This window comes from Pseudomonas benzenivorans (assembly GCF_033547155.1).
Classification (GTDB): Bacteria; Pseudomonadota; Gammaproteobacteria; order Pseudomonadales; family Pseudomonadaceae; genus Aquipseudomonas; species Aquipseudomonas benzenivorans_B.
This window is the reverse complement of sequence record NZ_CP137892.1, coordinates 476,593-503,343: the sequence shown is the minus strand read 5'-3', so window position 1 is coordinate 503,343 and position 26,751 is coordinate 476,593. Positions and strand designations below refer to the sequence as shown.

General features: G+C 68.8%; 19 protein-coding genes. 8 read left to right on the top strand and 11 right to left on the bottom strand.

Annotated features, from left to right (window positions below; translation table 11 throughout):
* Positions 1-4 precede the first annotated feature (4 nt).
* The 9 genes from SBP02_RS02365 to glnE form a co-directional block, all read right to left on the bottom strand.
* Entirely contained in the window at positions 5-1,474 is a 1,470-nt protein-coding gene (locus SBP02_RS02365) for a lipopolysaccharide kinase InaA family protein (RefSeq protein WP_318644819.1), read from the bottom strand.
* A complete protein-coding gene (locus SBP02_RS02360; protein ID WP_318644818.1) occupies positions 1,471-2,217 on the bottom strand; it encodes a lipopolysaccharide kinase InaA family protein in 747 nt (248 codons plus the stop codon). The genes SBP02_RS02365 and SBP02_RS02360 overlap by 4 nt, the downstream gene beginning before the upstream one ends.
* Positions 2,214-2,948, bottom strand: coding sequence for a lipopolysaccharide kinase InaA family protein (locus SBP02_RS02355; protein WP_318644817.1), 735 nt, complete (start codon positions 2,946-2,948; stop codon positions 2,214-2,216). The genes SBP02_RS02360 and SBP02_RS02355 overlap by 4 nt, the downstream gene beginning before the upstream one ends.
* On the bottom strand, positions 2,948-3,754 hold the full coding sequence (gene rfaP / locus SBP02_RS02350; RefSeq protein WP_318644816.1) for a lipopolysaccharide core heptose(I) kinase RfaP: 807 nt from the start codon (positions 3,752-3,754) through the stop codon (positions 2,948-2,950). Before rfaP ends, SBP02_RS02355 begins: the two co-directional genes overlap by 1 nt.
* Positions 3,751-4,872, bottom strand: coding sequence for a glycosyltransferase family 4 protein (locus SBP02_RS02345; protein ID WP_318644815.1), 1,122 nt, complete (start codon positions 4,870-4,872; stop codon positions 3,751-3,753). The genes rfaP and SBP02_RS02345 overlap by 4 nt, the downstream gene beginning before the upstream one ends.
* Entirely contained in the window at positions 4,872-5,879 is a 1,008-nt protein-coding gene (gene waaC, locus SBP02_RS02340; RefSeq protein ID WP_318644814.1) for a lipopolysaccharide heptosyltransferase I, read from the bottom strand. The genes SBP02_RS02345 and waaC overlap by 1 nt, the downstream gene beginning before the upstream one ends.
* 1 nt (position 5,880) lies before the next feature.
* On the bottom strand, positions 5,881-6,915 hold the full coding sequence (gene waaF / locus SBP02_RS02335) for a lipopolysaccharide heptosyltransferase II (protein ID WP_318644813.1): 1,035 nt from the start codon (positions 6,913-6,915) through the stop codon (positions 5,881-5,883).
* A 133-nt stretch (positions 6,916-7,048) separates the two neighbouring features.
* Entirely contained in the window at positions 7,049-7,972 is a 924-nt protein-coding gene (locus SBP02_RS02330; protein ID WP_318644812.1) for a branched-chain amino acid transaminase, read from the bottom strand.
* Between the two features lie 71 nt (positions 7,973-8,043).
* Entirely contained in the window at positions 8,044-10,989 is a 2,946-nt protein-coding gene (gene glnE, locus SBP02_RS02325; protein WP_318644811.1) for a bifunctional [glutamate--ammonia ligase]-adenylyl-L-tyrosine phosphorylase/[glutamate--ammonia-ligase] adenylyltransferase, read from the bottom strand.
* Positions 10,990-11,259: 270 nt separating this feature from the next.
* Between glnE and aceE the strand changes: the two genes are divergently transcribed.
* The gene (gene aceE / locus SBP02_RS02320) at positions 11,260-13,905 is read left to right on the top strand and encodes a pyruvate dehydrogenase (acetyl-transferring), homodimeric type (protein WP_318644810.1); all 2,646 of its coding nucleotides are present in this window, start codon (positions 11,260-11,262) and stop codon (positions 13,903-13,905) included.
* An 11-nt stretch (positions 13,906-13,916) separates the two neighbouring features.
* A complete protein-coding gene (gene aceF, locus SBP02_RS02315; RefSeq protein ID WP_318644809.1) occupies positions 13,917-15,569 on the top strand; it encodes a dihydrolipoyllysine-residue acetyltransferase in 1,653 nt (550 codons plus the stop codon).
* Between the two features lie 92 nt (positions 15,570-15,661).
* On the opposite strand, the gene SBP02_RS02310 is transcribed toward aceF, so the two are convergent.
* The gene (locus SBP02_RS02310) at positions 15,662-16,189 is read right to left on the bottom strand and encodes a hypothetical protein (RefSeq protein ID WP_318644808.1); all 528 of its coding nucleotides are present in this window, start codon (positions 16,187-16,189) and stop codon (positions 15,662-15,664) included.
* Between the two features lie 77 nt (positions 16,190-16,266).
* On the opposite strand from SBP02_RS02310, the gene SBP02_RS02305 reads away from it, so the two are divergent.
* The 3 genes from SBP02_RS02305 (at position 16,267) to SBP02_RS02295 (ending at position 20,975) form a co-directional block, all read left to right on the top strand.
* Positions 16,267-18,936, top strand: coding sequence for a putative bifunctional diguanylate cyclase/phosphodiesterase (locus SBP02_RS02305; RefSeq protein ID WP_318644807.1), 2,670 nt, complete (start codon positions 16,267-16,269; stop codon positions 18,934-18,936).
* Between the two features lie 69 nt (positions 18,937-19,005).
* The gene (gene msrA / locus SBP02_RS02300) at positions 19,006-19,653 is read left to right on the top strand and encodes a peptide-methionine (S)-S-oxide reductase MsrA (protein WP_318644806.1); all 648 of its coding nucleotides are present in this window, start codon (positions 19,006-19,008) and stop codon (positions 19,651-19,653) included.
* A gap of 77 nt (positions 19,654-19,730) precedes the next feature.
* Positions 19,731-20,975 carry an HD-GYP domain-containing protein gene (locus tag SBP02_RS02295; RefSeq protein ID WP_318644805.1) on the top strand — a complete coding sequence of 415 codons (1,245 nt, stop codon included), beginning with the start codon at positions 19,731-19,733 and terminating at the stop codon, positions 20,973-20,975.
* Between the two features lie 4 nt (positions 20,976-20,979).
* Here SBP02_RS02295 and SBP02_RS02290 read toward each other — a convergent pair whose 3' ends face one another.
* On the bottom strand, positions 20,980-21,816 hold the full coding sequence (locus SBP02_RS02290) for a 23S rRNA (adenine(2030)-N(6))-methyltransferase RlmJ (RefSeq protein WP_318644804.1): 837 nt from the start codon (positions 21,814-21,816) through the stop codon (positions 20,980-20,982).
* Between the two features lie 112 nt (positions 21,817-21,928).
* Between SBP02_RS02290 and SBP02_RS02285 the strand changes: the two genes are divergently transcribed.
* The 3 genes from SBP02_RS02285 (at position 21,929) to SBP02_RS02275 (ending at position 26,747) form a co-directional block, all read left to right on the top strand.
* The gene (locus SBP02_RS02285) at positions 21,929-22,972 is read left to right on the top strand and encodes an NAD(P)H-dependent flavin oxidoreductase (protein WP_318644803.1); all 1,044 of its coding nucleotides are present in this window, start codon (positions 21,929-21,931) and stop codon (positions 22,970-22,972) included.
* Between the two features lie 81 nt (positions 22,973-23,053).
* On the top strand, positions 23,054-24,871 hold the full coding sequence (locus SBP02_RS02280) for an acyl-CoA dehydrogenase (protein WP_318644802.1): 1,818 nt from the start codon (positions 23,054-23,056) through the stop codon (positions 24,869-24,871).
* A 130-nt stretch (positions 24,872-25,001) separates the two neighbouring features.
* Positions 25,002-26,747 carry a potassium/proton antiporter gene (locus SBP02_RS02275; protein ID WP_318644801.1) on the top strand — a complete coding sequence of 582 codons (1,746 nt, stop codon included), beginning with the start codon at positions 25,002-25,004 and terminating at the stop codon, positions 26,745-26,747.
* The last annotated feature ends 4 nt before the right edge of the window (positions 26,748-26,751 follow it).

Sequence of the window (26,751 nt, the reverse complement as noted above, 5' to 3'; positions counted from 1 at the left end):
GCCTCTATTCAGGGCAGGTGCCGGGCACCTGCGGTAAACGTTTGTCGAGCAGTTGGTGGAGCGCCGAGTCGGCCGGCCAGTTACGCAGGAAGCGGGCGCGATCGCGGGCATAGGCCCGGGCGAAACTGCGCATGCCCCGGTGCTGGCGCATGGCATCCAGGTCGATCAGCGACCAGGCGCCCCTGCGCTCGTCCCAGAACAGGTTGTGGCCCTTGAAGTCACCGTGGCTGATGCGCTCGCGCAGCAAGGCGGCGAACAGTCGATCCAACGCCAGCAACTCGGATTCAGGGGGCAAACTCTGCCCGTCCTTGGCCGAGTAGGGCTGAAAACGCGCGATTATATCCTGCCCGCCGCAGTATTCGGTAATCAGGTAGGCGCGCCCGCGCAGCCAGCACCAGCGCCGCTCCAGCACGGCGAGGGGCCGCGGAGTGGCGATGCCGAGCAGCTCCAGGCGATGCCCCTCGACCCAGCTGTGCCAGGCGCGACTGGGCCGCCAGAAGCGCTTGAGCCAGTGCAGCGCGCCCTTGACGTTGTAGCGCTTGACCACCAGCGGCCGGCCGGCCAGTTCGACCCGCGCCACCGTGGCCGCGCCGCCGGTCTTGTAGACGTGGCCCAGCTCGGTGCGCCGGTCCAGGTCGTCGAGCAGCGGCTGCAACGCGTCCTGCTGCTCACGGCGCACCACGCACAGGCCGAAGGCGCCGATCTCGGCGGCGAACAGGCTGCAGTCGCGGGCGGCCTTGCGCAAGTAGTCGCGCAGACGCCAGCGCCGCACCTTGGCCACCTGCTCGAGCAGAGCCTCCAGCGGCAGGGCATGCTCGCCGTTGACCAGCAGGTAGTGCACCAGCAGCTCTTCGATATGGGGCTCCAGCTCGACCGGCAGCTGGGCGAACAGCACGCCGAGGTTTTCCAGCGCCCGCTCCCGCGACAGCGACTGGCCCGGCACCTGCGCCTGCACCCCGCCGCCGTCGATCAGCCACAGGCGATCGCCCTGGCGCAGCAGGTTGTCCAGGTGCAGGTCGGCCTGCCACAGGCCCTTGGCATGCAGCCGGGCGACCGCGGCCAGGGCCTCGCCGAGCACCTGCTGCTGGCCGGTGCCGAGCACGGGCTCGTGCTCGACCGCGCGCCAGGCGTCCCCCAGGCTCTCGGCGCCCTCCAGGTAGTCGAACAGCAGCCAGCCGCCCTCGCCCTCCCGCAGGCCGTCGGCCAGCAGCGCCGGCGTGGTCAGTCCCTGCTCGGCGAGCAGCCGTGCGCCGTCCAGCTCGCGGCGAAAATGCCGGGCCGCCTTGGCGCCGACCAGCAGCTTGGCCAGCACCCTGCGCCCGCGCCACTGGGCCAGGCCGACGTAGCGCTGCCCGGGCAGCACCCGCAGCAGCTTGAGCAGGGTCAGCGGCGCGGGGCCGGCGGCATCGGCCAGTTCGACATGCAGCGGCAGCTCCGGCGTGCGCCCGGCTCGGACCAGTTCGGCCAGGGTCATTGGCCCGCCTCCTTGTGCCGCCGCCGCGCCCCCAGGCGCCGCCACCAGTGCTCGAGGTCGGCACCCGGCGCCAGGTAGGCGGCCAGCAGCGCGCGCACCTCGGCCTCGCTCCACACCCCGGCGCGGCGTAGCAGTGGCTCCAGGTCCTTGACCCGGTCGCGCTCGCCCAGCAGCAGCGGCCGGGTCTTCTCCAGGTCGATCAGCCGGGCCGCGAAGCCGCCGGGCGTCTCGCGCAGGAAGATGTGCTTGGGATAGAAGCAGCCGTGCATCTGCCCGGCCCGATGCAGGCGCCGGGCCAGCTCGCCGCAGGCGCGCAGGATGGCCTGGCGCTGCGCCTCGCCCACCCGGGGCCAGGCTTGCAGCCAGTGGTCCAGGTCCTGCCAGCCGTCCAGGGCGCGGGTCAGGAGCACCGCCCGTTGTTCCCCCGGCAGCCGCCGCGCGGCGAAGAAGCTGGCCTGCAGGGCGGGAATCTGCAACCGCTGATAGCGCTGGATATTGCGGAACTCGCGGGCGAAGGTCGGCTCGCCCAGGGGGTGCAGCAGGCTACGGGTCAGGTGGTTGCTCTGGCGCTTGAGGTAGAAGGCCGCATCGTCCAGTTCCAGGCGGTAGACGCTGCTCCAGCCGCCGCGCTCGGTATTGGGCTCGTCCACCGCGTCCAGCTGCAAGGTCCAGAGCGCATCGAAATCGGCCAGGCCATGGCGCTCGAGTCGCGCCCGGTCCTCGGCGGCGATGAAATCCGTCATTCCCGGCCCTCGAAGAAACCCACGATGCGGCGGATGCAGCGCTTGTCCCGGGCACTCAGGCGCCGGCGCCCACGGTACTGCAGGTAGAAACGCAGGCGCTGGCTGCGCGTGAGCTGGTACTTGGCCACCTTGTCCAGGCAGGCCAGGTCCTTGACGATGCGGTAGCGCAACAGCGGCCCCCACCAGAAGGCCCCGGTCGGGCAGTCGATGAAGAACAGCCGGGCCTGGTCGTCGACCAGCAGGTTGCGCCACTTCAAGTCGTTGTGGGTGAAGTGGTGGTCATGCAGGCGCCGCGTGGCGGCCGCCAGCTGGCGGCTGATCCGCTCGACCCAGTGGCGGTCGTGCAGCCAGGGATGGTCGTGGTCGGCCAGATGACTCAGGTCCAGGGTGCCGGGCAGCTCGCGGGTGACCAGGGCGCCGCGGACGAAGGCGCCGAGCTTGCGCTCCAGGCCGTAGGCGACTATCGGCGCGGTGGGAATGCCCCACTTGGCGAAATGCTTGAGGTTCTGCCACTCGGCCTTGACCCGCGGCCGGCCGATATAACGGCGCAGGCCCTTGCCGGCGCCCCAGTAGCGCTTGACGTAGTAGCGCACCCCGCCGCGCTCGATGCGGATCACCTCGGACAGCGGGTCCTTGGTGATGCGCTCGCCCTCGAGGGCGAACACCGCCTCCAGGCTGCCGAACTCGGCGGTCCGCTCGGCGAACCCGGGCAACAGCGTCCAGCCGGCCATCAGAGGGCATCCCCGTAGCGCTGCTTGCGCGCGTACAGCTTGTCGGCGCGGCGCGCCAGCCAGGCGAGCAGGCGCTGTTCCTCGCGCAGGATCTGGCGCAGCGGCAGGCGGAAGTAGCCCCTGAGGAAGCGCAGCTCGTCGCGCCGGGTCAGGCCGATGTCCAGGGCGGAGAAGTACAGCCCGGCCAGGTCCTTGTCGCGCCAGCGCCGCGGCACCGCGTCACGGGTCTGGGCGCGATGCAGGTCGATCAGCGACAGGCGCAGGTCGCCGGCCGTCACCGCCCGGTCGGTGTGCAGCAGGAAGTGGCAGATGTAGCAGTCGCGGTGGTTGACCCCGGCGCGGTGCATGGTGCCGGTCATCTTCGCCACCTCGGCGATCAGTGCTCGCTTGAGCGCCGGGGCCGGCGGGTTGCGCGACCAGTCCAGGCTGAAGTCTTCCAGGCTGACGGTCGGCGCCAGCTCCTCGGTGACGATGAAGGAGTGCTGGGTCGCCGGATTGACGCCACGCTCACCGTAGGCCACCGCCGTCATGGTCGGCACGCCGGCCCGGTGCAGGCGCTCGAGCGCCCGCCACTCCTGGCCGGCGCCGAGCACCGGCAGCTTGGCGCTGAGCAGGTTCTTGAGGATCTCGCCCCAGCCGATGCCGCGGTGGATCTTGACGAAGTAGCCGCGCCCTTCGATCTCGGTGCGCAGGGTGCGCCGGCCCTCCAACTCGCGGTAGACCTGGCCCTGCAGGGCCTCGACCTCGACGAAGGGGTCCTTGCCGGCCCACAGGCGCTTGAACGGCTCGCTGAGCAACAACTTCATGGGCGCTCCGCCAGAATCACGTCGGCCGCCCGTTGCGGCATGGAATAGAGGTCGGCGGTCTCGGCGAAGGCCAGGCCGTTGCGCTGCCAGCGGGCGCGCTGCGCGTCATCGCCGAGCATCTCGGCCAGCAGGCGATTGAGCCGCTGCTGCTCGAAGGGGCTGGGCAGCACCCGGCCGGCGTCGGCCTCGGCGATGTAGTGGGCGTAGCCGCAGACATCGCTGACCAGCACCGGCAGACCGGCCACCAGGGCCTCGAGCAGCACGGTGCCGGTGTTCTCGTTGTAGGCCGGGTGGATCAGCAGGTCGGCGCCGAGCAGGAAGCGCGGGATGTCGCTGCGCCCCTTGAGGATCTGCACCTGCTCGGACAGGCCCAGGGCCTTGATCTGCAGCAGGAAGGGCTTGGGGTCGTCCTGGCCGATGACGATCAGCCGGGTGCGCTGCTTGAGCTCGCGCGGCAGCGCGGCGACGGCCTTGAGGCTGCGATCCAGGCCCTTGGTCTTGAAGCCGGAGCCGATCTGCACCAGCAGCAAGTCGTCCTCGGCCAGCTGGAACTCGCGGCGGAACCCGGCGCGGACCTCGGCGGCGTTGGCCGGTGCCCGGCGGTCCTGGGCGATGCCCGGCGGCAGCAGGTGGAAGCGCGCGGCCGGGGTGGCATAGTGCTTGACGAACAGCGGCTGCTGCACCTCGGAGATCATCAGGATTTCGGTCTTCGACTCGGGGGCGAACACCGCCCGCTCGTAGTCGGCGAAGTGCCGGTAGCGCCCCCAGCGGCGATACAGCGGATTGCGCAGGGTCTGCGCCTTGTCTTCGTAGCAGCCGTCGGCGGCGTAGTAGACGTCCAGGCCGGGCATCTTGTTGAAGCCGACCACCCGCTCGACCGGGCGGCGCGCCAGGTCGGCGGCGACCCAGGCGGTGAGCTTCTCGTTGCGTTTGTGGTTGAACAGCGCCTTGACCGGCACCCGTACCACCTCGAAGCCCGCGGGCACCTCGCCCTCCCAGATCGGCGTATAGACGCGGATGGCATGGCCACGGGCCTGGCACTCCAGGGCGATGCGCATGAAGTCGCGCTGCAGGCCGCCGAAGGGGAAGTACTTGTAGAGGATGAAGGCCAGCTGCATCAGACGATTTCCTCGGCCAGCAACAGGGCCTGCAGCTCGGTGGCCACCCGCTCGGGACGCAACGTGTCGAGGCAGGGCTTGTGCCGATCGCCGAGACCGGCATTGGGCCCGCTGGCGCACAGGTGGATCTGCGCCCGGCCATAGGCGCCGACCCGGCCGGGCAGGGTCGGGCCATACAGGGAGATGCTCGGCACATCCAGGGCGGCGGCCAGATGGCCGAGGCCGGTGTCCACCGCCACGCAGGCCTGGGCACCGGCGATCACCTTGGCCACTCCGGCCAGGTTCAGCCTGGGCAGCACCGCGGCATTGTCCAGGCCGGCGGCGATGCGCTCGGCCCGCGCCCGCTCCTGCTCATTGCCCCAGGGCAGGCGGACGGCCCAGCCCTGCTCGCTCATCTGTTCGGCCAGCTCGCGCCAGTAGGCCTCGGGCCAGTGCTTGCTCGGCCAGGTGGTGCCATGCAGGAACAACAGGTAGGGCTGGCCCGCCGCGCCGGCCAGCTGCGCGCGGTTCAGGCCGTAGTCGCCCAGACCGCTCGGCAGCGGGTAGTCCAGCGCCTGGGCGAACAGCTGGCGTACCCGTTCCAGCGCATGCTGATCGCGGGGCACGCTGTAGGTCCGGTCCCGGTCATAGAAGCGGCTGGCGATAGGCTCGCGGGCCGAGTCAGGGGCCAGGCCGGCCACCGGCGCCTTGACGTAACGGGTCAGCCAGGCGCTCTTGAGCAGCCCCTGGGCGTCTATCACCAGGTCGTAGCGGGTCTCGCCCAGGCGCGCCTTGCAGCGCCGCCACTCGCCGCTTACCAGGGTCTGCCAGGGGCTCTTGCGCCAGCGGCGGATCGCCACCGGAATGACCTTGGCCACCGCCGGATGCCAGGCGGGAATCTCGGCGAAGCCCTCCTCCACCACCCAGTCGAACTGGATGCCGGGGATGGCCCGCGCCGCGTCGGTGAGCGCCGGCAGGCTGTGCACCACGTCGCCCAGGGAGGACGTCTTGATCAGCAGTACGCGCAAACTATTCGACCTCGACCGGATCGGCGACCAGGCGGTCGAGGGCCTCGAGCACCGGTTGCGGCGCCAGCTCGCGCAGGCAGTTGTAGTGGCCGTAGCGGCAGGTGCGCTCGAAACAGGGGCTGCATTCCAGGTCCAGGCGGACGATTTCCACCTGCTCGGCCAGCGGCGGCGTGAACTGCGGCGAGGTCGAGCCGTAGACCGCCACCAGCGGCCGGTCCAGCGCCGCGGCCACGTGCATCAGGCCCGAGTCGTTGGACACCACCGCGCTCGCGCAGGACAGCAGGTCGATGGCCTCGGCCAGGCTGGTGTCGCCGGCCAGGTTGACCGCCTCCTCGCGCAGGCCGGGAATCAGCCGGGCACGGATGTCCTCGCCGACCGGATGGTCGTTCTTCGAGCCGAACAGCCAGACCTGCCAGCCGGCGCGGATCTTCGCCTCGGCGACCCGCGCATAGTGCTCGCTGGGCCAGCGCTTGGCCTCGCCGAACTCGGCGCCGGGACAGAGCGCCAGCACCGGGCGGTCCAGGCTCAGGGCGAAGCGCGCCAGGGCCGCGTCGCGGCTGGCCGCCTCGATCTGCAGGCGCGGCCGCGGGTAGGGCCTGGGAATCTCGGCACCCGGCTCGAAGGCCAGGGCCATGAAACGCTCGATCATCAGCGGGTAGCGCTGCTTGTCCAGCGTGCGCACGTCGTTGAGCAGGCCATAGCGCATCTCGCCCTTCCAGCCGGTGCGCTTGGCGATGCCGGCGAAGAACGGCACCAGGGCGGATTTCAGCGAATTGGGCAGCAGGATCGCCTGATCGTACTGGCCGGCCAGGGACTTGCCGATGCGCCGGCGGGTCGCCAGCTGCAGCACGCCGTGGCCGAGCGGAAAACTCAGGGCCCGCCGCACCTCGGGCATGCGCTCGAGAATCGGCCGGCTCCACTCGGGCGCCAGCACGTCGATCTGGCAGCCGGGATGGCGCTGTTGCAGACACTGGAACAGGGTCTGCGCCATCACCATGTCACCGACCCAACTGGGCCCAACGATCAGTATTTTCATGCCTATTCCAGAAACAACCAGGGAGGCTTGCGCCTCCCGGACTCGCTCAACACGCGGCTTTCGATGACCTGCGCCGCGATGGGCCGCGCCTCGCTCGGCCCACGACAGCCGGCCGCCCGAGCCTGGCCAGCTCTTATTTGACCAGGGTGCGCCACTCGGCGTGGGCGCTGGTCTTGCCGGTCACCAGGTCGAAATAGGCGGTCTGCAGCTTCTCGGTCACCGGGCCGCGACGGCCGGCGCCGATCTGCCGGCCGTCCACTTCGCGGATCGGCGTGACTTCGGCGGCAGTGCCGGTGAAGAAGGCCTCGTCGGCGATATACACCTCGTCGCGGGTGATGCGCTTCTCGATCACCTTGATGCCCAGCTCTTCGGCCAGGGTGAGGATGGTGCCGCGGGTGATGCCGTTGAGGCAGGAGGTGACCTCCGGGGTGTACACCACGCCGTCCTTGACCAGGAAGATGTTCTCCCCCGAACCCTCGGCCACGTAGCCTTCCGGGTCCAGCAGCATGGCCTCGTCGGCGCCGCCGGAGACGGCCTCCTGCAGGGCCAGCATGGAGTTGATGTAGTTGCCGTTGGCCTTGGCCCGGGTCATGGAGATGTTGACGTGATGGCGGGTGAAGGAGCTGGTGCGCACCTTGATGCCGACCTGCAGGGCCTCGTCGCCCATGTAGGCGCCCCAGCTCCAGGCCGCGACTATCACCTGCACCTTCAGGCCGCTGGCGCGCAGGCCCATGGCCTCGGATCCGTAGAACACCATCGGGCGGATGTAGGCGCTTTCCAGGTTGTTCTCGCGAACCGCGGCGCGGGTCGCCTCGTTGATCTCGTCTTTGCTGAAGGGGATCTTCATACCCATGATGTGGGCGGAGTCGAACAGGCGGTCGGTGTGCGCCTGCAGGCGGAAGATCGCCGTGCCGTCGGGGGTGTTGTAGGCGCGCACGCCCTCGAACACGCCCATGCCGTAGTGCAGGGTGTGGGTCAGCACATGGGTGGTGGCGTCGCGCCACGGCACCAGCTTGCCGTCATACCAAATCACGCCATCACGATCGGCCATCGACATAGTTGCCTGCTCCTCAAATTCGATTCGTACGCTACCAGCGGCGGGCGACACGCCCGCCACTCGATACTCAATCAGCTCAACCCGAGCGCCTGCCAGATGCGCAGCACGCTGCGTCGTTCGGCATGGAACTGGTCGCCACTCACCACCCCGGGCTGTTTCTGCAGCGCCTGGCGGTGGGCCGCCGAGCGATAGGCCTTGTAGACCTCCTGCAACAGCATGGCATCCTCACCGGGCAGCAAACCGACCCGTTCCAGCCCTTCCAGAATGCGGATGTTGTCGGTGAATTCGAGCAACTCCGGATACTCTCGCGACCAGGCCAGGGCCGCGTATTGCACCATAAATTCGATATCGACGATACCTCCGGCGTCCTGCTTCAGGTCGAAGGGAACCGCCGCCTCGAAGGCGTTGGCCGCAGTGCCGGCGGCGGTGGCGGAGGTGCCGAGGTTGTCGCGCATCTTCGCACGCATCTCGCTGACCTCGGTACGCAGCCTGTCCAGGTCGCGCTCGGCGCCCAACACTTCGGCCCGCACCGCCTCGAAAGCCTTTCCGACCCGCGGACAGCCGACCAGCACCCGGGCCCGCACCAGCGCCTGATGCTCCCAGGTCCAGGCCTCGTTCTGCTGATAGCGCTGGAAGGCGCCGAGGGAGCTGACCAGCAGGCCCGAGGCGCCGGAGGGACGCAGACGCATGTCCACCTCGTAGAGCTGCCCGGAATTGGTCTGGGCTGTCAGCAGGTGAATGATGCGTTGCCCCAGGCGGGTGAAGAACTGCGCGCCGTCGATGGCCTTGGCGCCGTCGGTCTCGGCCTGGGGATCGCCGTCGTGGATGAACACCAGGTCCAGGTCCGAGCCATGCCCCAGCTCGATGCCGCCGACCTTGCCGTAGCCGACGATGATGAAATCCGGGTCGCAGGCACTGCCATCGGCGCGGCGCGGCGTGCCGTACTTGGCCACGCACTGGCGCCAGGCCAGGGCCAGCACCTGCTCGAGGATGGCCTCGGCCAGCCAGGTCAGGTAATCGCTGACCTTCATCAGCGGCAGGGTGCCGGCGATCTCCGAGGCCGCCACGCGCAGGCCGTGGGCCAGCTTGAAGTGCCGCAGCGCCTCCATCTGCTGCTCCAGGTCGTCCTCGGGAATGCGTGTCAGGCGCTCGCGCAGCTCGGCCGCCAGCTCCGGCGCCTGGGGCGGCTTGAACAGCCGTCCTTCGTTGAGCAGCTCGTCGAGCAGCAGCGGGAAGCGGGCGATCTGCTCGGCGATCCAGGGGCTGGCGGCACAGAGACTCAGCAGGCGCTGCAGGGCGCCGGGGTTTTCCGTCAGCAGCACCAGGTAGGCCGAGCGCCGCGCCACTGCCTCGACCAGCGGCAGCACCCGCTCGAGCACCAGGTCCGGATCGTCGTGCTCCACCGTCTGGGCCAGCAGGCGCGGAATGAAGGCATCCAGGCGCTCGCGGCCGAGGCGCTGCATGGCGCGCACCTGGTTGCCGTTGCGCAGGCCGGCCAGACGCTGACGAGCCTGCGCCGCATCGGCGAAACCGGCCTCCGCGAGCTGACGACAGGCGGCCTCCTCGTCCTGGGCATCCTCCCAAAGCGGCAACCATTCGCCGCCGATCACCTCGTCGGGCTCGCCGCCCTGATCCTCATCGGGGTCGGCGATGACCTGGCGGAAATGCCAGTCGACCCGCTCGCGCCAGTGCATCAGCCGTTCATGAAAGGCCTCCCAGCTGTCGAAGCCGAGCATAAAGGCCACCCGCGCCCGATCCTGATCGCTGTCCGGCAGCATCTGCGTCTGCCGGTCGTCGATCGCCTGCAGGGCATGCTCGGTGTAGCGCAGGAACTCATAACCTTCGCGCAGTTCCTCGACCACCGGCGCCGGCAGGTAGCCCTGCCCCGCCAGCGTGGCCAGCACCTTCAACAGGGGCCGCTGCTGCAGGCTGAGGTCGCGCCCGCCATGAATCAGCTGGAAGGCCTGGGCGATAAACTCCACCTCCCTGATACCTCCAGCGCCGAGCTTGATGTTGTCGGCCATGCCCTTGCGCCGCACCTCCTGCTGGATCAGCTGCTTCATGCTGCGCAGCGCCTCGATGGCAGAGAAGTCCAGGTAGCGCCGATAGACGAAGGGACGCAACATCTCCAGCAACTGCGCGCCGGCCAGCGGATCGCCGCCGACCACCCGCGCCTTGATCATGGCGTAGCGCTCCCAGTCGCGCCCCTGGTCCTGGTAGTACTGCTCCAGCGCATTGAAGCTGAACACCAGGGCGCCGGACGAGCCGTAGGGGCGCAGGCGCATGTCGGTGCGGAAGACGAAGCCCTCGACGGTGATCGCATCCAGCGCCTTGATCAGCCGTTGCCCGAGGCGGATGAAGAACTCCTGGTTGTCCAGCGACCGTTTCACCCCCTCGGTCTCGCCCCCCTCCGGATAACCGAAGATCAGGTCGATGTCCGAGGACAGGTTCAGCTCGAAGGCCCCCAGCTTGCCCATGCCGAGGACCACCATATGCTGGGCCTGACCGCTGCGCCGGCCGATCGGCGTGCCGAACTGCGCGCAGTGCCGGGGGTAGAGCCAGTGATAGGCCAGGTCGATGCAGGCATCGGCCAGCGCCGAGAGATCGCGACAGGTTTCCACCAGATCGGCCTGGCGGCCGATGTCGCGCCAGATGATGCGCAGCTGCTGGCGATTGCGAAAGCGTCGCAGGCGCCGCCCCAGGTCGTCCTCATCCTCGCAGTCGGCCAGCAGCTGGGCCAGCTGCCCACGCAGCTCGTCCACCCCCAGACTGGCCTCCAGCTCGCCGGAGTCGGCCAGTTCCAGCAGCATGCACGGGTCACGCAGGGCCTGCTGCAGCACGAAGTCGCTGACCGCGGCGACCCGATTCCAGGCGTCGCGGCGCGCCTGCGGCCAAGCCTCGAAGCGGGCGCGGGCGTCGCCCTCGAGGTCGCCCAGCGCCGCCCGCAGGGCCTGCTCCGCGCGGCTGGCGAGGGGGGCGAGTGAGACGGGTAAAGAGACCAGCACCGGCAAGCTCATGGTCTATCCTTTTCGGCGGACTGCGGGCAGCGCACGGGACGCCTGCGAACCACGCACTTCGGCGCAGGGCACATGGCCAGCCGCAAAAATAATTGTAGTTTTGCTACTAAGGTTTGTATCCGAAGGGCTGAAATTGCCGTCAATATGTAGTAAAACTACACGAAGCCGGTCCTACCCCCGGTCAATCCAAGAATTCACGTAGCCCGCTCACGAAGCCGGGCACGAACCCTGGCCTCCGATTCTGGAAGCCTTTCCGCCCTGGAGCAAGCCATGCAAGACCTCGATCCGATCGAAACCCAGGAATGGCTGGACGCCCTTGAGTCCGTCCTCGACCGTGAGGGTGAAGACCGTGCGCACTACCTGATGACCCGCATGGGCGAGCTGGCCACCCGCAGTGGTTCCCAGTTGCCCTACGCCATCACCACGCCCTACCGCAACACCATCCCGGTATCCCACGAAGCCCGCATGCCCGGCGACCTGTTCATGGAACGCCGCATCCGCTCGCTGGTGCGCTGGAACGCCCTGGCCATGGTGATGCGCACCAACCTCAAGGACCCGGACCTGGGCGGCCACATCTCCAGCTTCGCCTCCTCGGCCACGCTGTACGACATCGGCTTCAACTATTTCTTCCAGGCTCCGACCGAGGAGCACGGCGGCGACCTGATCTTCTATCAGGGCCATGCCTCGCCGGGCATATACGCCCGCGCCTTCATGGAAGGCCGCATCAGCGAAGACCAGCTGAACAACTTCCGCCAGGAAGTGGACGGTCAGGGCCTGTCGTCCTACCCGCACCCCTGGCTGATGCCGGACTTCTGGCAGTTCCCCACCGTGTCCATGGGCCTGGGCCCGATCCAGGCGATCTACCAGGCACGCTTCATGAAGTACCTGGAGCACCGCGGCTTCATCCCGGCGGGCAAGCAGAAGGTCTGGTGCTTCCTCGGCGACGGCGAGTGCGACGAGCCGGAATCCCTCGGCGCCATTTCCCTGGCCGGCCGCGAGAAACTGGACAACCTGATCTTCGTCATCAACTGCAACCTGCAGCGCCTCGACGGCCCGGTACGCGGCAACGGCAAGATCATCCAGGAACTGGAAGGCGTGTTCCGCGGCGCCCAGTGGAACGTCAACAAGGTGGTCTGGGGCCGCTTCTGGGACCCGCTGCTGGCCAAGGACACCGACGGCCTGCTGCAGCGGCGCATGGACGAGGTGGTCGACGGCGACTACCAGAACTACAAGGCCAAGGACGGGGCCTTCGTCCGCGAACACTTCTTCAACAGCCCGGAACTCAAGGAGATGGTCAAGGACCTCTCCGACGAGGAAATCTGGAAGCTCAACCGCGGCGGCCACGACCCCTACAAGGTCTATGCGGCCTACCACCAGGCGGTCAACCACCAGGGTCAGCCGACCGTGGTTCTGGCCAAGACCATCAAGGGCTACGGCACCGGTGCCGGCGAGGCGAAGAACATCGCCCACAACACCAAGAAGGTCGACGTCGACAGCCTGAAGAAATTCCGCGACCGCTTCGACATCCCGGTCAAGGACGACGAGCTGGAGAGCCTGCCGTTCTTCAAGCCGGACGCCGACAGTGCCGAGGGCAAGTACCTGCGCAAGAAGCGCGAGGCCCTGGGCGGCTTCGTGCCGCAGCGCCGCGCCAACAGCTTCGCCATCCCGACCCCGCCGCTGGAGACCCTCAAGGCCATCCTCGACGGCAGCGGCGACCGCGAAATCTCCACCACCATGGCCTTCGTGCGCATCCTCGCGCAGCTGGTCAAGGACAAGGAACTGGGCCAGCGCATCGTGCCGATCATCCCGGACGAGGCGCGCACCTTCGGCATGGAAGGCATGTTCCGCCAGCTCGGCATCTACTCCTCCGTGGGCCAGCTGTATGAGCCGGTCGACAAGGACCAGGTGATGTTCTACCGCGAGGACAAGAAGGGCCAGATCCTCGAGGAAGGCATCAACGAAGCCGGCGCCATGAGTTCGTTCATCGCCGCCGGCACCAGCTACAGCTGCCACAACCAGCCGATGCTGCCGTTCTACATCTTCTACTCGATGTTCGGCTTCCAGCGCATTGGCGACCTGGCCTGGGCCGCCGGCGACAGCCGCACCCGTGGCTTCCTGATCGGCGGTACCGCCGGGCGCACCACCCTCAACGGCGAGGGCCTGCAGCACGAGGACGGTCACAGCCACCTGATGGCCGCGACCATCCCCAACTGCCGCACCTACGACCCGACCTACGGCTACGAGCTGGCGGTGATCATTCGCGAAGGCACGCGGCGCATGATGGAAGAGCAGGAAAACGTCTTCTACTACATCACCGTGATGAACGAGGCCTACCAGCAGCCGGCCATGCCTGAAGGTGTCGAGGAAGGCATCATCAAGGGCATGTACCTGCTCGAAGAGGACAAGAAGGAAGCCGCCCACCACGTGCAACTGCTCGGCAGCGGCACCATCCTGCGCGAAGTGCGCGCCGCGGCGCAGATCCTCCGTGACGAGTACAACGTCGCCTCCGATGTGTGGAGCGTCACCAGCTTCAACGAACTGCGCCGCGACGGCCTGGCCGTGGAGCGCCACAACCGCCTGCACCCGGAACAGAAGCCGCAGCTGACCTACGTCGAGCAGTGCCTGAAGGGCCGTCAGGGCCCGGTCATCGCCAGCACCGACTACATGAAGCTGTTCGCCGACCAGATTCGCCAGTGGGTACCGTGCAAGGAATACAAGGTGCTGGGCACCGACGGCTTCGGCCGCAGCGACAGCCGCCAGAAGCTGCGCCACTTCTTCGAAGTGGACCGCAACTGGGTGGTGCTGGCCGCCCTGGAAGCCCTCGCCGACCGTGGCGATATCGAACCCAAGGTCGTGGCCGAGGCCATCGCCAAGTTCGGCATCGACCCGGAAAAACGCAACCCGCTGGACTGCTAAGGAGACGCACCGTGAGCGAACTAATCCGCGTACCCGATATCGGCAGTGGCGAAGGCGAAGTCATCGAGCTGATGGTCAAGGTCGGCGACCGTATCGAGGCCGACCAGAGCCTGCTGACCCTGGAGTCGGACAAGGCCAGCATGGAAATCCCGGCGCCCAAGGCCGGGGTCATCAAGAGCCTCAAGGTCAAGCTGGGCGACCGCCTGAAAGAGGGCGATGAGCTGCTCGAGCTGGAAACCGAAGGCGCGGCCGAGGCCGCGCCCAAGGCCGAACAGCCGCGCGAGGAGGCCCCCCAGGCGCAGCAGCCCGAGGCGAAAGCCGAGGCCCCGGCGGCGTCCGCCCCTGCCGCCGAGTCGGTGCAGGATGTCCATGTCCCGGATATCGGCTCGGCCGGCAAGGCCAAGGTCATCGAGGTGCTGGTCAAGGCCGGCGACCAGGTCGAGGCCGACCAGTCGCTGATCACCCTGGAGTCGGACAAGGCGAGCATGGAGATTCCCTCGCCGGCCGCCGGCGTGGTGGAAAGCGTCGAGGTGGCACTGGATGCCGAGGTCGGCACCGGCGACCTGATCCTCAAGCTGAAAGTGGCCGGTGCCGCAGCGCCGGCCGCCGCCCCGGCCCAGCCCCCGGCTGGCGAAGAAGCGGTGCATCGCACCCCCGCCGGCGCCTCGCCGGAGGTAGCCGCCGAGGTCAGTGCCATCGCCAAGCTGGCGGCGGCCGCCGCCAACGTCGCCGCCGCGCCCAAGCGTGACGGCGCCAAGGTGCATGCCGGCCCGGCGGTACGCCAGCTGGCCCGCGAGTTCGGCGTCGAACTCGGCGCCATCAACGGCAGCGGACCGAAGGGCCGGATCCTCAAGGAGGACGTGCAGGTTTACGTCAAGGCGATGATGCAGAAGGCCAAGGAGGCGCCGGCCGGCGCCACCGGCGGCGCCGGCATCCCGCCAATCCCGGTCGTGGACTTCAGCAAGTTCGGCGAAGTGGAAGAAGTGGCGATGACCCGCCTGATGCAGGTCGGCGCCGCCAACCTGCACCGCAGCTGGCTCAACGTGCCCCACGTGACCCAGTTCGACTCGGCCGACATCACCGAGCTGGAAGCCTTCCGCGTCGCCCAGAAGGCCGTCGCCGAGAAGGCCGGGGTCAAGCTGACCGTGCTGCCGCTGCTGCTCAAGGCCTGCGCCCACCTGCTCAAGGAGCTGCCGGACTTCAACAGTTCCCTGGCACCGAGCGGCAAGGCGGTGATCCGCAAGAAATACGTGCACATCGGCTTCGCCGTGGACACCCCGGACGGCCTGCTGGTCCCGGTGATCCGCGACGTCGACCAGAAGAGCCTGCTGCAACTGGCCGCCGAGGCCGCCGAACTGGCGGAAAAGGCGCGTACCAAGAAGCTCTCGGCCGATGCCATGCAGGGCGCCTGCTTCACCATCTCCAGCCTCGGCCACATCGGCGGCACCGGCTTCACGCCGATCGTCAATGCGCCGGAGGTGGCGATCCTCGGTGTGAGCAAGGCGACCATGCAGCCGGTGTGGGACGGCAAGGCCTTCCAGCCCAAGCTGATGCTGCCGCTGTCGCTGTCCTACGACCACCGGGTGATCAACGGCGCCGCCGCGGCGCGCTTCACCAAGCGCCTGGGCGAAGTGCTGGGAGACATCCGCACGCTGCTGCTGTAAGTCCCGGCTACAGCTTTCGAGCACGCCACGCTCGTATCCTCAACCCCGCCCCTAGGCGGGGTTTTTTTTGCCTGTCCGGCGGGTGCCGCGCCCTAGCCTTTCTGCAGGTTGCGAATCAGGAAGCTCAGGGCCTTGGCCAGCTCAGCCGCGCCCTGATGGTCCCGCACTATGCTGAGCAGCGGGCTGCCGTCCGCCGGGCTGAACAGCACGCAACTGATGCCACTCGGCGGGCAGTCGTAGCGGATAAAGGGGTCGACGCCGAACAGGGCGATGCGCTGGTTGCGCACGGCGATATCGGTGCCCTGGGCGCCGCGGCTCTCCTCGCGCAACAGCAGCTCGCCCGGCGCGCCCAGGCGCAGCTGATAGAGCAGGTCCTGGCGCTGCGCCTGACCGACCTGGTAGGCGGCGCTCAGGGCATAGGTCTTGAGCAGGTCGTTGCTGTGGGCCAGCAACGCCTGACGCTCGTCCTGGGTCAGGTACAGGCGCTTGAGCTCGCTCAGGTAACGCGCCTGCTCGGCGCCAGTCAGGCCTGTCGCGGACTCCGCGGCGAACAGCGGATTGGCCAGCAGGCCACCCAGCAGCAACGAAGCGATTAGATTTCTTGTCAGTCGTATTTGCATGATGCACCCTTGCCCGACGCGATAGTGAAGTGGGCCGAGACCCCGACTCGGTCAGCATACTGGAAGCCAGCCGCCCAATGAAAAGCCATACCGATGCCGCGAGCCGACTAGCGGCCGAGGCTGTGACGCAGTTGCCAGTGCCTTCGCAACTTGGCCTGCTGCGCTTCGAGCGGCTCAACGAGGCGAGCTGGACGCTGTTGTTTCTCGACCCCGACTGCGAGCAGCACCTGGGCATCCCCGCCAGCGACCTCTGCGCCCTGCTCGACGCCCCCTACGCCAGCCTGATGGAGCCCGAGGCGCGCCACCGCCAACACGACGCCATCCAGCAGCAGCTGGCCCGCCAGCCACGCTACCTGGTGCATTACACCCTGCACACGCCCCGCGGCCCGCTGCGGCTGACGGAGCTGGGCGAGCCCTTCAAGCAACGCAACCGCCAGCTGCTGCGCGGCTACCTGCTGATGGCCGACGGCGGGCCGGTGGTCGAGGCCGCACCGGGGCTCAACGAGCTGCTGGCGGCGAACCAGCCACAGCCGAAACCGCCGATCTCTCCCGAACGGCTGCGCTCCCGCGTCCAGCAGGATCTGATCCTGCGCCTGGCTCGCCATCGCTACAGCAGCAACGACCCGCTGCACGAAGCCGCCGAACTCATTACCCGGGCCGCTTGCGAAATCTACGGAGTGGCCCGGGCGGGCATCTGGAGCCTGCAGGGGGCGACACTCGAGCCCGTGGCCCTGTACCGCCACGATATCGACCTGTTCGAGCAGGGCGCGCCCCTGGACGTCAGCCCCTACCCGGTGTACCTGCACGCCTTGCACAGCGGCCGGACCATCGACGCCCATGATGCCCCGAACGACCCGCGCACCCGCGAGCTGAACCGGCACTACCTGGCGCCCCTGGGCATCGGCGCCATGCTCGATGCCAGCGTCCGCGTCGGCGGCGAGGTGGTTGGCGTGCTCTGCCTGGAGCATGTCGGCGAACGACGCACCTGGCTGGCCGACGAAATCGCCTTGGCCGGCGAGCTGGCCGACCAGTACGCCCAGGTACTGAGCAACCATCAGCGGCGCAGCGCCGCCAGTGCCCTGCACCTGTTCCAGCGCGCGGTCGAGCAGAGCGCCAGCGCCTTCATCCTGCTGGACCGCGACGGCCTGGTGGAGTACGTCAACCCGAGCTTCACCGCCATCACCCAATACAGCGCCGAGGAGGTCCAGGGCCGCCGCCTGTCCGAACTGCCGGCCCTGGAAAACCTCAGCGACCTGCTGTTCGCCGCCGGTTCCGGGCTGTCCGAGCACAACAGCTGGCAGGGCGAATTCAAGAGCCGGCGCAAGAACTTCGAGCCCTATTGGAGCCAGCTGTCGATCTCCAAGGTGCATGGCGAAGACGGCAGCCTGACTCATTACATCGGCATCTACGAGGACATCACCGAGGGCAAGCAGGCTCAGCAGCGCATCGAGCGCCTGGCCTTCAGCGACAACCTCACCGGCCTGAGCAACCGTTACGCCTTCATCCGGGCCCTGGAGGAGCGCTTCTCCCTGGCCGACGGCAAGCCGCTGAGCCTGCTGCTGGTGGACATCGACAACTTCAAGCGGATCAACGACAGCCTCGGCCACCAGACCGGCGACAAGCTGCTGAGCAGCCTGGCCCGACGCCTGCGCAACAGCCTGGCCCCGACCGGCGTGCTGGCGCGCTTCGCCAGCAACGAGTTCGCCATCCTGCTGGAAGACCACGGCATCGAGGAGGGCCAGCACACCGCCCTGCAGGTCTTGCAGACCCTGGACAAGCCGTTGTTCGTCGACAACCAGCTGATCAGCGTCACCGCCTCGGTGGGCCTGGCCTGCGCCCCCCTGCACGGGCAGGACCCGCAGACCCTGATGAAGCATGCCGGCCTGGCCCTGCACAAGGCCAAGGCCAACGGCAAGCACCAGCTGCAGCTGTTCACCGCGGCGCTGAACGCCGAGGCCGACTACAAGCTGTTCGTCGAGAGCAACCTGCGCCGCGCCCTGACCCAGAACGAACTGGAGGTCTTCTACCAGCCCAAGTTGTGCCTCAGGAGCGGCCAGCTGCTCGGCATGGAGGCCCTGCTGCGCTGGCAGCACCCGGAGAAGGGCATGATCCGCCCGGACCAGTTCATCGCCGTGGCCGAGGAAACCGGCCTGATCATCCCCATCGGCAAGTGGGTGGCGCGCCAGGCCTGCCGGATGAGCAAGCAGTTGGCCACGCTCGGCCTGGGCAGCCTGCAGGTGGCGATCAACCTGTCGCCCAAGCAGTTCTCCGACCCCGACCTGGTCGGCGCCATCGCCACGATCCTGAAGGAGGAACAGCTGCCCCCGGCACTGCTCGAGCTGGAGCTGACCGAGGGCCTGTTGCTGGAGGCCACCGACGACACCCGCGACCAGCTCAGTCGCCTCAAGAGCCTGGGCCTGACCCTGGCGATGGACGACTTCGGCACCGGTTATTCCTCGCTGAGCTACCTGAAGAAGTTCCCCATCGACGTGATCAAGATCGATCGCAGCTTCATCAAGGACATCCCGGAAAACCAGGACGACATGGAAATCACCTCGGCGGTGATCGCCATGGCCCACAATCTGAAGCTCAAGGTGGTCGCCGAGGGCATCGAGGGCGCCGCCCAGCTGGGCTTCCTGCGCCGCCAGCAGTGCGATATCGGCCAGGGCTATCTGTTCGACCGGCCGATCGCCGGACGCGAGCTGGTCGAGCGCCTGAAACGCTACCCGCGCCGATCACCGGTCTGACCGGGGGTGTAACTCTGCCGCAGCCCCGCGGTCTATCTGCTCACAGGCTCTTCGTCGAGGACAGGCTACATGGTTCTACGCTCGCAAATACTCGCCCACAAACTGCACCTGCCCAGTGCCGATCAGGCCCTGCCCGGACGCGCCACACCGCTGCCGGTGCCGGACGCCCACTATGTCAATGGTCGCCCGCTGCAGCCGCCCTTCCCGGCGGGCCTGCAACGGGTGCTATTCGGCCTCGGCTGCTTCTGGGGCGCCGAGCGACGCTTCTGGCAGCAACCGGGGGTGTGGACCACCGCGGTCGGCTATGCCGGCGGCCACACGCCCAACCCGACCTACGAGGAAACCTGCTCGGGACTGACCGGCCACACGGAGGTGGTGCTGGTGGTCTTCGACCCGCAACTGATCAGCTTCGCTGCCCTGCTCCGGGTATTCTGGGAGGCGCACAACCCCACCCAGGGCATGCGTCAGGGCAACGATGTCGGCAGCCAATATCGCTCGGCCATCTACTGCTACGGCGCCGAACAACTGGCCGCGGCCCTGGCCAGCCAGGCCAGGTTCCAGGCCGAGCTGGACAAGGCCGGCCTCGGCGCCATCACCACCGAGATCGCCGAGGCGCCGCCCTTCTACTATGCCGAGGCCTATCACCAGCAGTACCTGGCGAAGAACCCCGGCGGCTATTGCGGCCTGGCTGGCACCGGCGTCTGCCTGCCGGCCTGAGGCCGGCGCGACGCAACCGCTGGCGGACAAAAGGATATACTCTGGCCATTAGCCACTAGTCTACCCCGCGAGCCCCCATGCCCGACGGCCATCTCATCCGCCCCGAGCAGCTGTGCGTCGGCCTGTTCATCCAGCTCGAGCTGAGCTGGTGGAAGCACGGTTTCGCCCGCAACAGCTTCAAGATCAAGGACCAGGGCCAGATCGACGCGCTGCGGGCCCTGGGCCTGGCGCAGCTGCGCTACGACCCGGCGCGCAGCGATTGCCCGCCACCGCCACTGCCGACGGCCGCACCCGAGCCTATGCCGGCACCTGCGGTCGATGCCCTGGCCCTGGCGCGGCAGGCCCGGGCCGATACCCTCAGGGCCCTGCGCAAACGCCTGGCCGAGGTGGACCGCAGCTTTCTCAAGGCCGGCCAACAGGTCAAGACGCTCAACCAGACGCTGCGCAGCCAGCCCGAACATGCCATCCGCCAGGCCGGCGAGGTGGTACGCGGCCTGGTCGAGGCCATGTGCGGTGATCATGAGGTGGTGTTGCACAACATCACCGGCAAGGCCGCCGAGGATGCCCACTCCCATGCCCTCAACGTCACCGTGTTGTCCATGCTGCTGGGACGCCAGCTCGGCCTGGACGCCGAGGCCGTCCACACCCTGGGCCTGGGGGCGCTGCTGCATGACACCGGTAAGCTCGAGGTGCCGAGCAAGGTGCTGCTCAAGAGCGAGCCGCTGACCCGCCCCGAGCAACAGCTGCTGCAACTGCACACCGAGTTCGGCCTGCGCATGGGCCAGCGCCTGATGCTCGACGACGAGGTGCTGCGCATCATCCACGAGCACCACGAGTACTGCGACGGCAGCGGCTACCCGCGCCAGCTGCGCGAAGCGGCGATCGGCCGCCTCAGCCGCCTGGTGTGCATCACCAATAGGTTCGACAACCTGTGCAACCCGCTGCGGGTCGAGGACGCCCTCAGCCCCCACGAGGCCCTGTCGCGGATGTTCGCCCAGGAGCGCGAGCGCTTCGACGAGGTGGCACTCAAGGCCTTTATCCGCTGCATGGGGGTCTACCCGCCCGGCAGCCTGGTGCAGCTGGACGACCAGCGCTACGGCCTGGTGCTGGGCATGAACCCCGGCCGGCCGCTCAGGCCCACGCTGATCCTGTACGACGAGCAGCTGCCCAAGACCGAGGCACCGATCCTCGACCTACTGGACGAGCCGGGCCTGGCGATCGCCCGCAGCCTGCGCCCCGGCGAGCTGCCCGGCACGGTGTACGAGTACCTCAGTCCGCGCCAGCAGGTGAGCTACTACGTGGAACCGCAGGCGGGGCGCTAGGGCGTCATTCCGGCACCGGCCAGTCCAGGCGCCAGCCGCCCTCGCTCTGGGCCAGGTGCTCGGCCAGCCAGGGCAGCAGCTGCTGGAGCTCCTGCTCCAGGCCCCAAGGCGGGTTGGCGATGGCCAGGCCCGAACCGGCCAGGCGCGCGGGGTCGTCCGGACGGTGCACCAGCAGCTCGGCGCGCAGCAGCTTGGGTGCGCCGCTACGCTGCAGGCCGGCATAGAAGCGCTTGAGCTGGCGCTCGTCCTTGATCGGGTACCAGATCGCCACGATCGCCTGACGCATCCGCCCCAGGGCCTCGCCGAGCGCCTGCAGGCAGCGCTCCAGCTCGTCGGCCTGCTCGAACGGCGGGTCGATCAGCAGCAGCACGCGCTTCTCCCGGGTCGGCAGCAGCGCCCGCGGCACATGCCAACCCTCGCCCCGGTGCACCGCCACGCGGCGGTCGCCGCGCATGTTGTCCTTGAGCAGCGCACCGTCCTCCGGGTGCTTCTCGTTGAGCTGCAGGCGGTCCTGCTCGCGGCTGAGCAGCCGCGCCAGCTCCGGCGAGCCGGGGTAGTAGCGCAGCGGGCCATCCGGGTTCATGGCGCGGATCACCTCGAGGTAGTCCTGCAGCAGCTCCGGCGCCGCCGCGGCCTGCCACAGGCGGCCGATGCCCTCGCGCCACTCGCCGGTGCGGCTGGCCTGATCGCCGGCCAGGTCGTAGAGGCCGACACCGGCATGGCTGTCGAGGTAGGCGAAGGGGGCCTCCTTGCGCCCCAGCAGGGCGAGCAGTCGGCTCAGGACCAGGTGTTTGAGCACGTCGGCGTGGTTGCCGGCGTGGAAGGCATGGCGGTAGTTCATCGGGACTCCCTCGGGACAGGCGCGCAGTGTAACCGGCCGCGACCGCGGGCGACGAACCGATACGCCAACTGTGGCATGCTCGCCCTCCCCCCGCTGCGGCCAAGGAGGCCCCATGACCCTACAGACATTGCTCGGCTGCGAACTGCCCATCATCCAGGCGCCCATGGCCGGCGCCCAGGACCAGCGCCTGGCTATCGCCGTGTGCCAGGCCGGCGGCCTCGGCTCACTGCCGGCGGCCATGCTCGACGCCGCCGGCCTGCGCACGCAGCTGCTGGCCCTGCGCGCGGCGACCGACCGGCCGTGCAACCTCAACTTCTTCTGCCATGTCCAACCACTCGCGGATGCGGCCCGCGAGGCCGCCTGGCGCGAGCGGCTGGCGCCCTTCTATGCCGAGTTCGACGTCGACCCCGCCAGCGTCCCCGCCGGCCCCGGGCGCCAGCCCTTCGACGCGGCCATGGCCGAGCTGGTGGAGGAGCTACGCCCGGCGGTGGTCAGCTTCCACTTCGGCCTGCCGGAGGCGGCGCTGCTGGACCGGGTGCGGGCCAGCGGGGCGAAGATCCTCGGTTGCGCCACCACGGTGGCCGAGGCCCTGTGGCTGGAGGCCCGCGGCGTCGATGCGATCATCGCCCAGGGCCTGGAGGCCGGCGGCCATCGCGGCCTGTTCCTCGACCCGGACCTGTCCACCCAGCTCGGCACCTTCGCCCTGCTGCCGCAGGTGGTGCGGGCCGTGCGCCTGCCGGTGATCGCCGCCGGCGGCATCGCCGACGCCGCCGGAGTCGCCGCGGCGCGGCGCCTGGGCGCGGCCGGGGTGCAGGTCGGCAGCGCCTACCTGCTGTGCCCCGAGGCCAGCACCAGCGCGGTGCACCGCGCCGCCCTGCAGAGCGAGGCGGCGCGCCACACGGCGCTGACCACCCTGTTCAGCGGCCGCCCGGCGCGGGGCATCGTCAACCGTCTGATGCGCAACCTCGGCGCCCTGCCGGCCGAGGTGCCGGCCTTCCCCCTGGCCGCGGCCGTCCTCGCACCCCTGCGCACCGCCGCCGAACGCCAGGGCCTGGGCGACTGCTCGCCGCTCTGGGCCGGGCAGAACCTCGCCGGCTGCCGGCCCATCGGCGCCGCCGAGCTGACCCGCGAACTGGCCGAAGGGCTGGCCATGTGAGCCGCCATCACGGCCATCGATAGTGCTGGGCAGCCCCAGGGCGGCTGCCTAGACTCGGCGCCATCCACTGGAGGCCCGCCCATGTCCGAGATACTGCTCAGCTCCCGCAACCTGGCGTTCGAGCTCTACGAGGTGCTGGACGCCGAAGCCCTGACCCGCCGCGAGCGCTTCGCCGAGCACAATCGAGAAACTTTCGAGGCGGCCATCGCCACCGCCCGCGGTATCGCCGAGGCGCTGTTCGCCCCGCACAACCGCAAGCACGACGAGCACGAGCCGCAGTACGTCGACGGCGCCGCGCAGCTGATCCCCGAGGTGAAGCCGGCGGTGGACGCCTTCCTCGCGGCCGGATTTCTCAATGCCACCCGCGACTTCGAGGCCGGCGGCATGCAGCTGCCCAACCTGCTGTCGCAGGCCTGCTTCGCCCACTTCCAGGCGGCCAACGCGGCGACCACCTCCTACCCCTTCCTGACCATGGGCGCGGCCAACCTGATCGAGAGCTTCGGCAGCCCGGAGCAGAAGCGCCGCTTCCTGCAGCCGATGATCGAGGGTCGCTGCTTCGGCACCATGGCCCTGACCGAGCCCCACGCCGGCTCCTCCCTGGCGGACATCCGCACCCGCGCCGAACCGGCCGCCGACGGCAGCTACCGTATCCGTGGCAACAAGATCTTCATTTCCGCCGGCGACCACCCCCTGAGCGAGAACATCGTGCACATGGTGCTGGCCAAGCTGCCGGACGCCCCGCCCGGGGTGAAGGGCATCAGCCTGTTTATCGTGCCGAAACACCTGGTGAACGACGATGGCTCGCTGGGCCCGCGCAACGACGTAACCCTGGCCGGGCTGTTCCACAAGATGGGCTGGCGCGGCACCACCTCCACCGCGCTGAACTTCGGCGACAACGGCCAGTGCGTCGGCTACCTGGTGGGGCAGCCGCACCAGGGGCTGGCCTACATGTTCCAGATGATGAACGAGGCGCGCATCGGCGTCGGCATGGGCGCGGTGATGCTCGGCTACGCCGGCTACCTCTACTCGCTGGACTACGCCCGCCAGCGTCCCCAGGGCCGCCGGCCCGACGGCAAGGACCCGGCCAGCCCCCAGGTGGCGATCGTCGAGCACGCCGACGTGCGGCGCATGCTGCTGACCCAGAAGGCCTACGTGGAAGGCGCCTTCGACCTCGGCCTGTACGCCGCACGGCTGTTCGACGACACCCAGACCCTGGACACCGAGGAACAGCGGGCACAGGCACTGCAGCTGCTCGACCTGCTGACCCCGATCGTCAAGTCCTGGCCCTCGGAGTTCTGCCTCAAGGCCAACGAGCTGGCCATCCAGATCCTCGGCGGCCACGGCTACACCCGCGAGTACCCGGTGGAGCAGTACTACCGCGACAACCGCCTCAACCCCATCCACGAGGGCACCCACGGCATCCAGTCGCTGGACCTGCTCGGGCGCAAGGTGTCGATGAACGGCGGCGCCGCGCTCAAGCAACTGGTCAAGCTGATCCAGGACTGCTGCCAGCGCGCCGCCGAGTACGACTCCTTGAGCGCCCTGCGCCAGCCCCTGGAGCAGCTGCTGGCGCGGCTGTCGGCGGTGACCCTGGCGCTGCTCGGCGACCTGCTGGCCGGCAAGGTCAACCAGGGCCTGGCCAATTCGGCGCTGTACCTCAAGGTGTTCGGCCACCTGGTCATCGGCTGGCGCTGGCTGGAACAGGCGATTCGCGCCGAGCAGGGCCTGGCACTGCTCCAGCAAGGCGGGGGCAATGCCGCCGATGCCGACTTCTATCGCGGCAAGCTGCGGGCGGCGCGCTACTTCCTGACCTGGGAAGTGCCGGCCTGCCACCACGAGCTGGCCCTGCTCGAGGCCCGCGACGACTGCTGCCTGGGCATGCGCGACACCTGGTTCTGAGCCTCTGCACTCGCGGCCATGCCCCGCTCGGCGCGGGGCATTTTTTTGCCCGCCGCCCCCGGCCTGCGGTTAGAATCCCTGGCACGCGCCATGCATGAAGGCGCCCTCTCCCCTCGCCCGGAGTACGCCCTTGGACGCCAGCGCCATCAACAACCTGTTCCTGATCGGTGCATTGCTGGTGGCCATGAGCATCCTGGTCAGCGCCTTCGGCTCGCGTTTCGGCATCCCCATCCTGGTGATCTTCCTCGCCGTCGGCATGCTCGCCGGGGTCGACGGGCCCGGTGGCATCAACTTCGCCGACTACTCCCTGGCCTACCTGGTGGGCAACCTGGCGCTGGCGGTGATCCTCCTCGACGGCGGCATGCGCACCCGGGTCAAGAGCTTCCGCGTGGCGCTGTGGCCGTCGCTGTCGCTGGCCACCGCCGGGGTGCTGATCACCGCCGGGCTGACCGGCGTCGCGGCCGCCTGGCTGTTCGGCCTGAGCCCGATGGAGGGCCTGCTGATCGGCGCCATCGTCGGCTCCACCGATGCCGCGGCGGTATTCGGCCTGCTCGGCGGCCGTGGCCTCAACGAACGGGTCAGCGCTACCCTGGAGATCGAGTCCGGCAGCAACGACCCCATGGCGGTGTTCCTCACCGTCACCCTGATCGCCATGCTGGTGCGCGGCCAGACCGACTTCGGCTGGGACCTGCCGCTGCAACTGCTGCTGCAGTTCGGCCTCGGCGGCGTGCTGGGCCTGGGCGGTGGCTGGCTGCTGCTCAACCTGGTCAACCGCATGCACCTGGCCAACGGCCTCTACCCCTTGCTGGTGGTCAGCGGCGGCCTGATCATCTTCGCCATCACCAATGCCGTCGGCGGCAGCGGCTTCCTCGCCATCTACCTGTGCGGCCTGCTGCTGGGCAACCGGCCGATCCGCTCGCGCCACGGCATCCTGCACATGCTCGACGGCCTGGCCTGGCTCAGCCAGATCGGCATGTTCCTGGTCCTCGGCCTGCTGGTCACCCCCCGCGAACTGCTGCCCATCGCCCTGCCGGCCCTGGGCCTGGCGTTGTGGATGATCCTCATCGCCCGGCCGCTGTCGATCTACCTGGGCCTGCTGCCGTTCCGCGCCTTCCACGACCGCGAGAAGCTGTTCATCGCCTGGGTCGGCCTGCGCGGCGCGGTGCCGATCATCCTCGCGGTGTTCCCGCTGATGGCCGGCCTGGAGAATGCCCAGCTGTTCTTCAACCTGGCCTTCTTCATCGTCCTGGTCTCCCTGCTGCTGCAGGGCACCAGCCTGCCCTGGGTGGCCAAGTGGTTGCGCGTCACCGTGCCGCCGGAACCGGCGCCGGTGTCCCGCGCCGGCCTGGAGGTGCACCCGACCAGCCAGTGGGAGCTGTTCATCTACCGCCTCGGCGCCGAGAAGTGGTGCATCGGCGCCGCCCTGCGCGAACTGAAGATGCCCGACGGAACGCGGATCGCCGCACTGTTCCGTGGCCACGAGCTGCTGCACCCCTCCGGCAGCACCACCCTGGAGGCCGGCGACCTGCTCTGCGTGATCGGCCACGAGCACGACCTGCCGGCCCTCGGCAAGCTGTTCAGCCAGGCGCCGCAACGGGGCCAGGACCTGCGCTTCTTCGGCGACTTCGTGCTGGAAGGCGACGCCGAGCTGAGCGCGGTGGCCGCACTCTACGGCCTCAAGCTGGACGGCCTCGACGGTCGCCAGCCCCTGGGCCGCTTCATCGCCCACGAGATCGGCGGTGAACCGGTGATCGGCGACCAGGTCGAATGGCAGGGCCTGACCTGGACGGTGGCGGCGATGGAGGGGAACAAGATCCGCAAGGTCGGCGTCAAATTCCCCGAAGGTGTTCGCCCAGGGCCGGGCCTGTTCCTCTAAACTC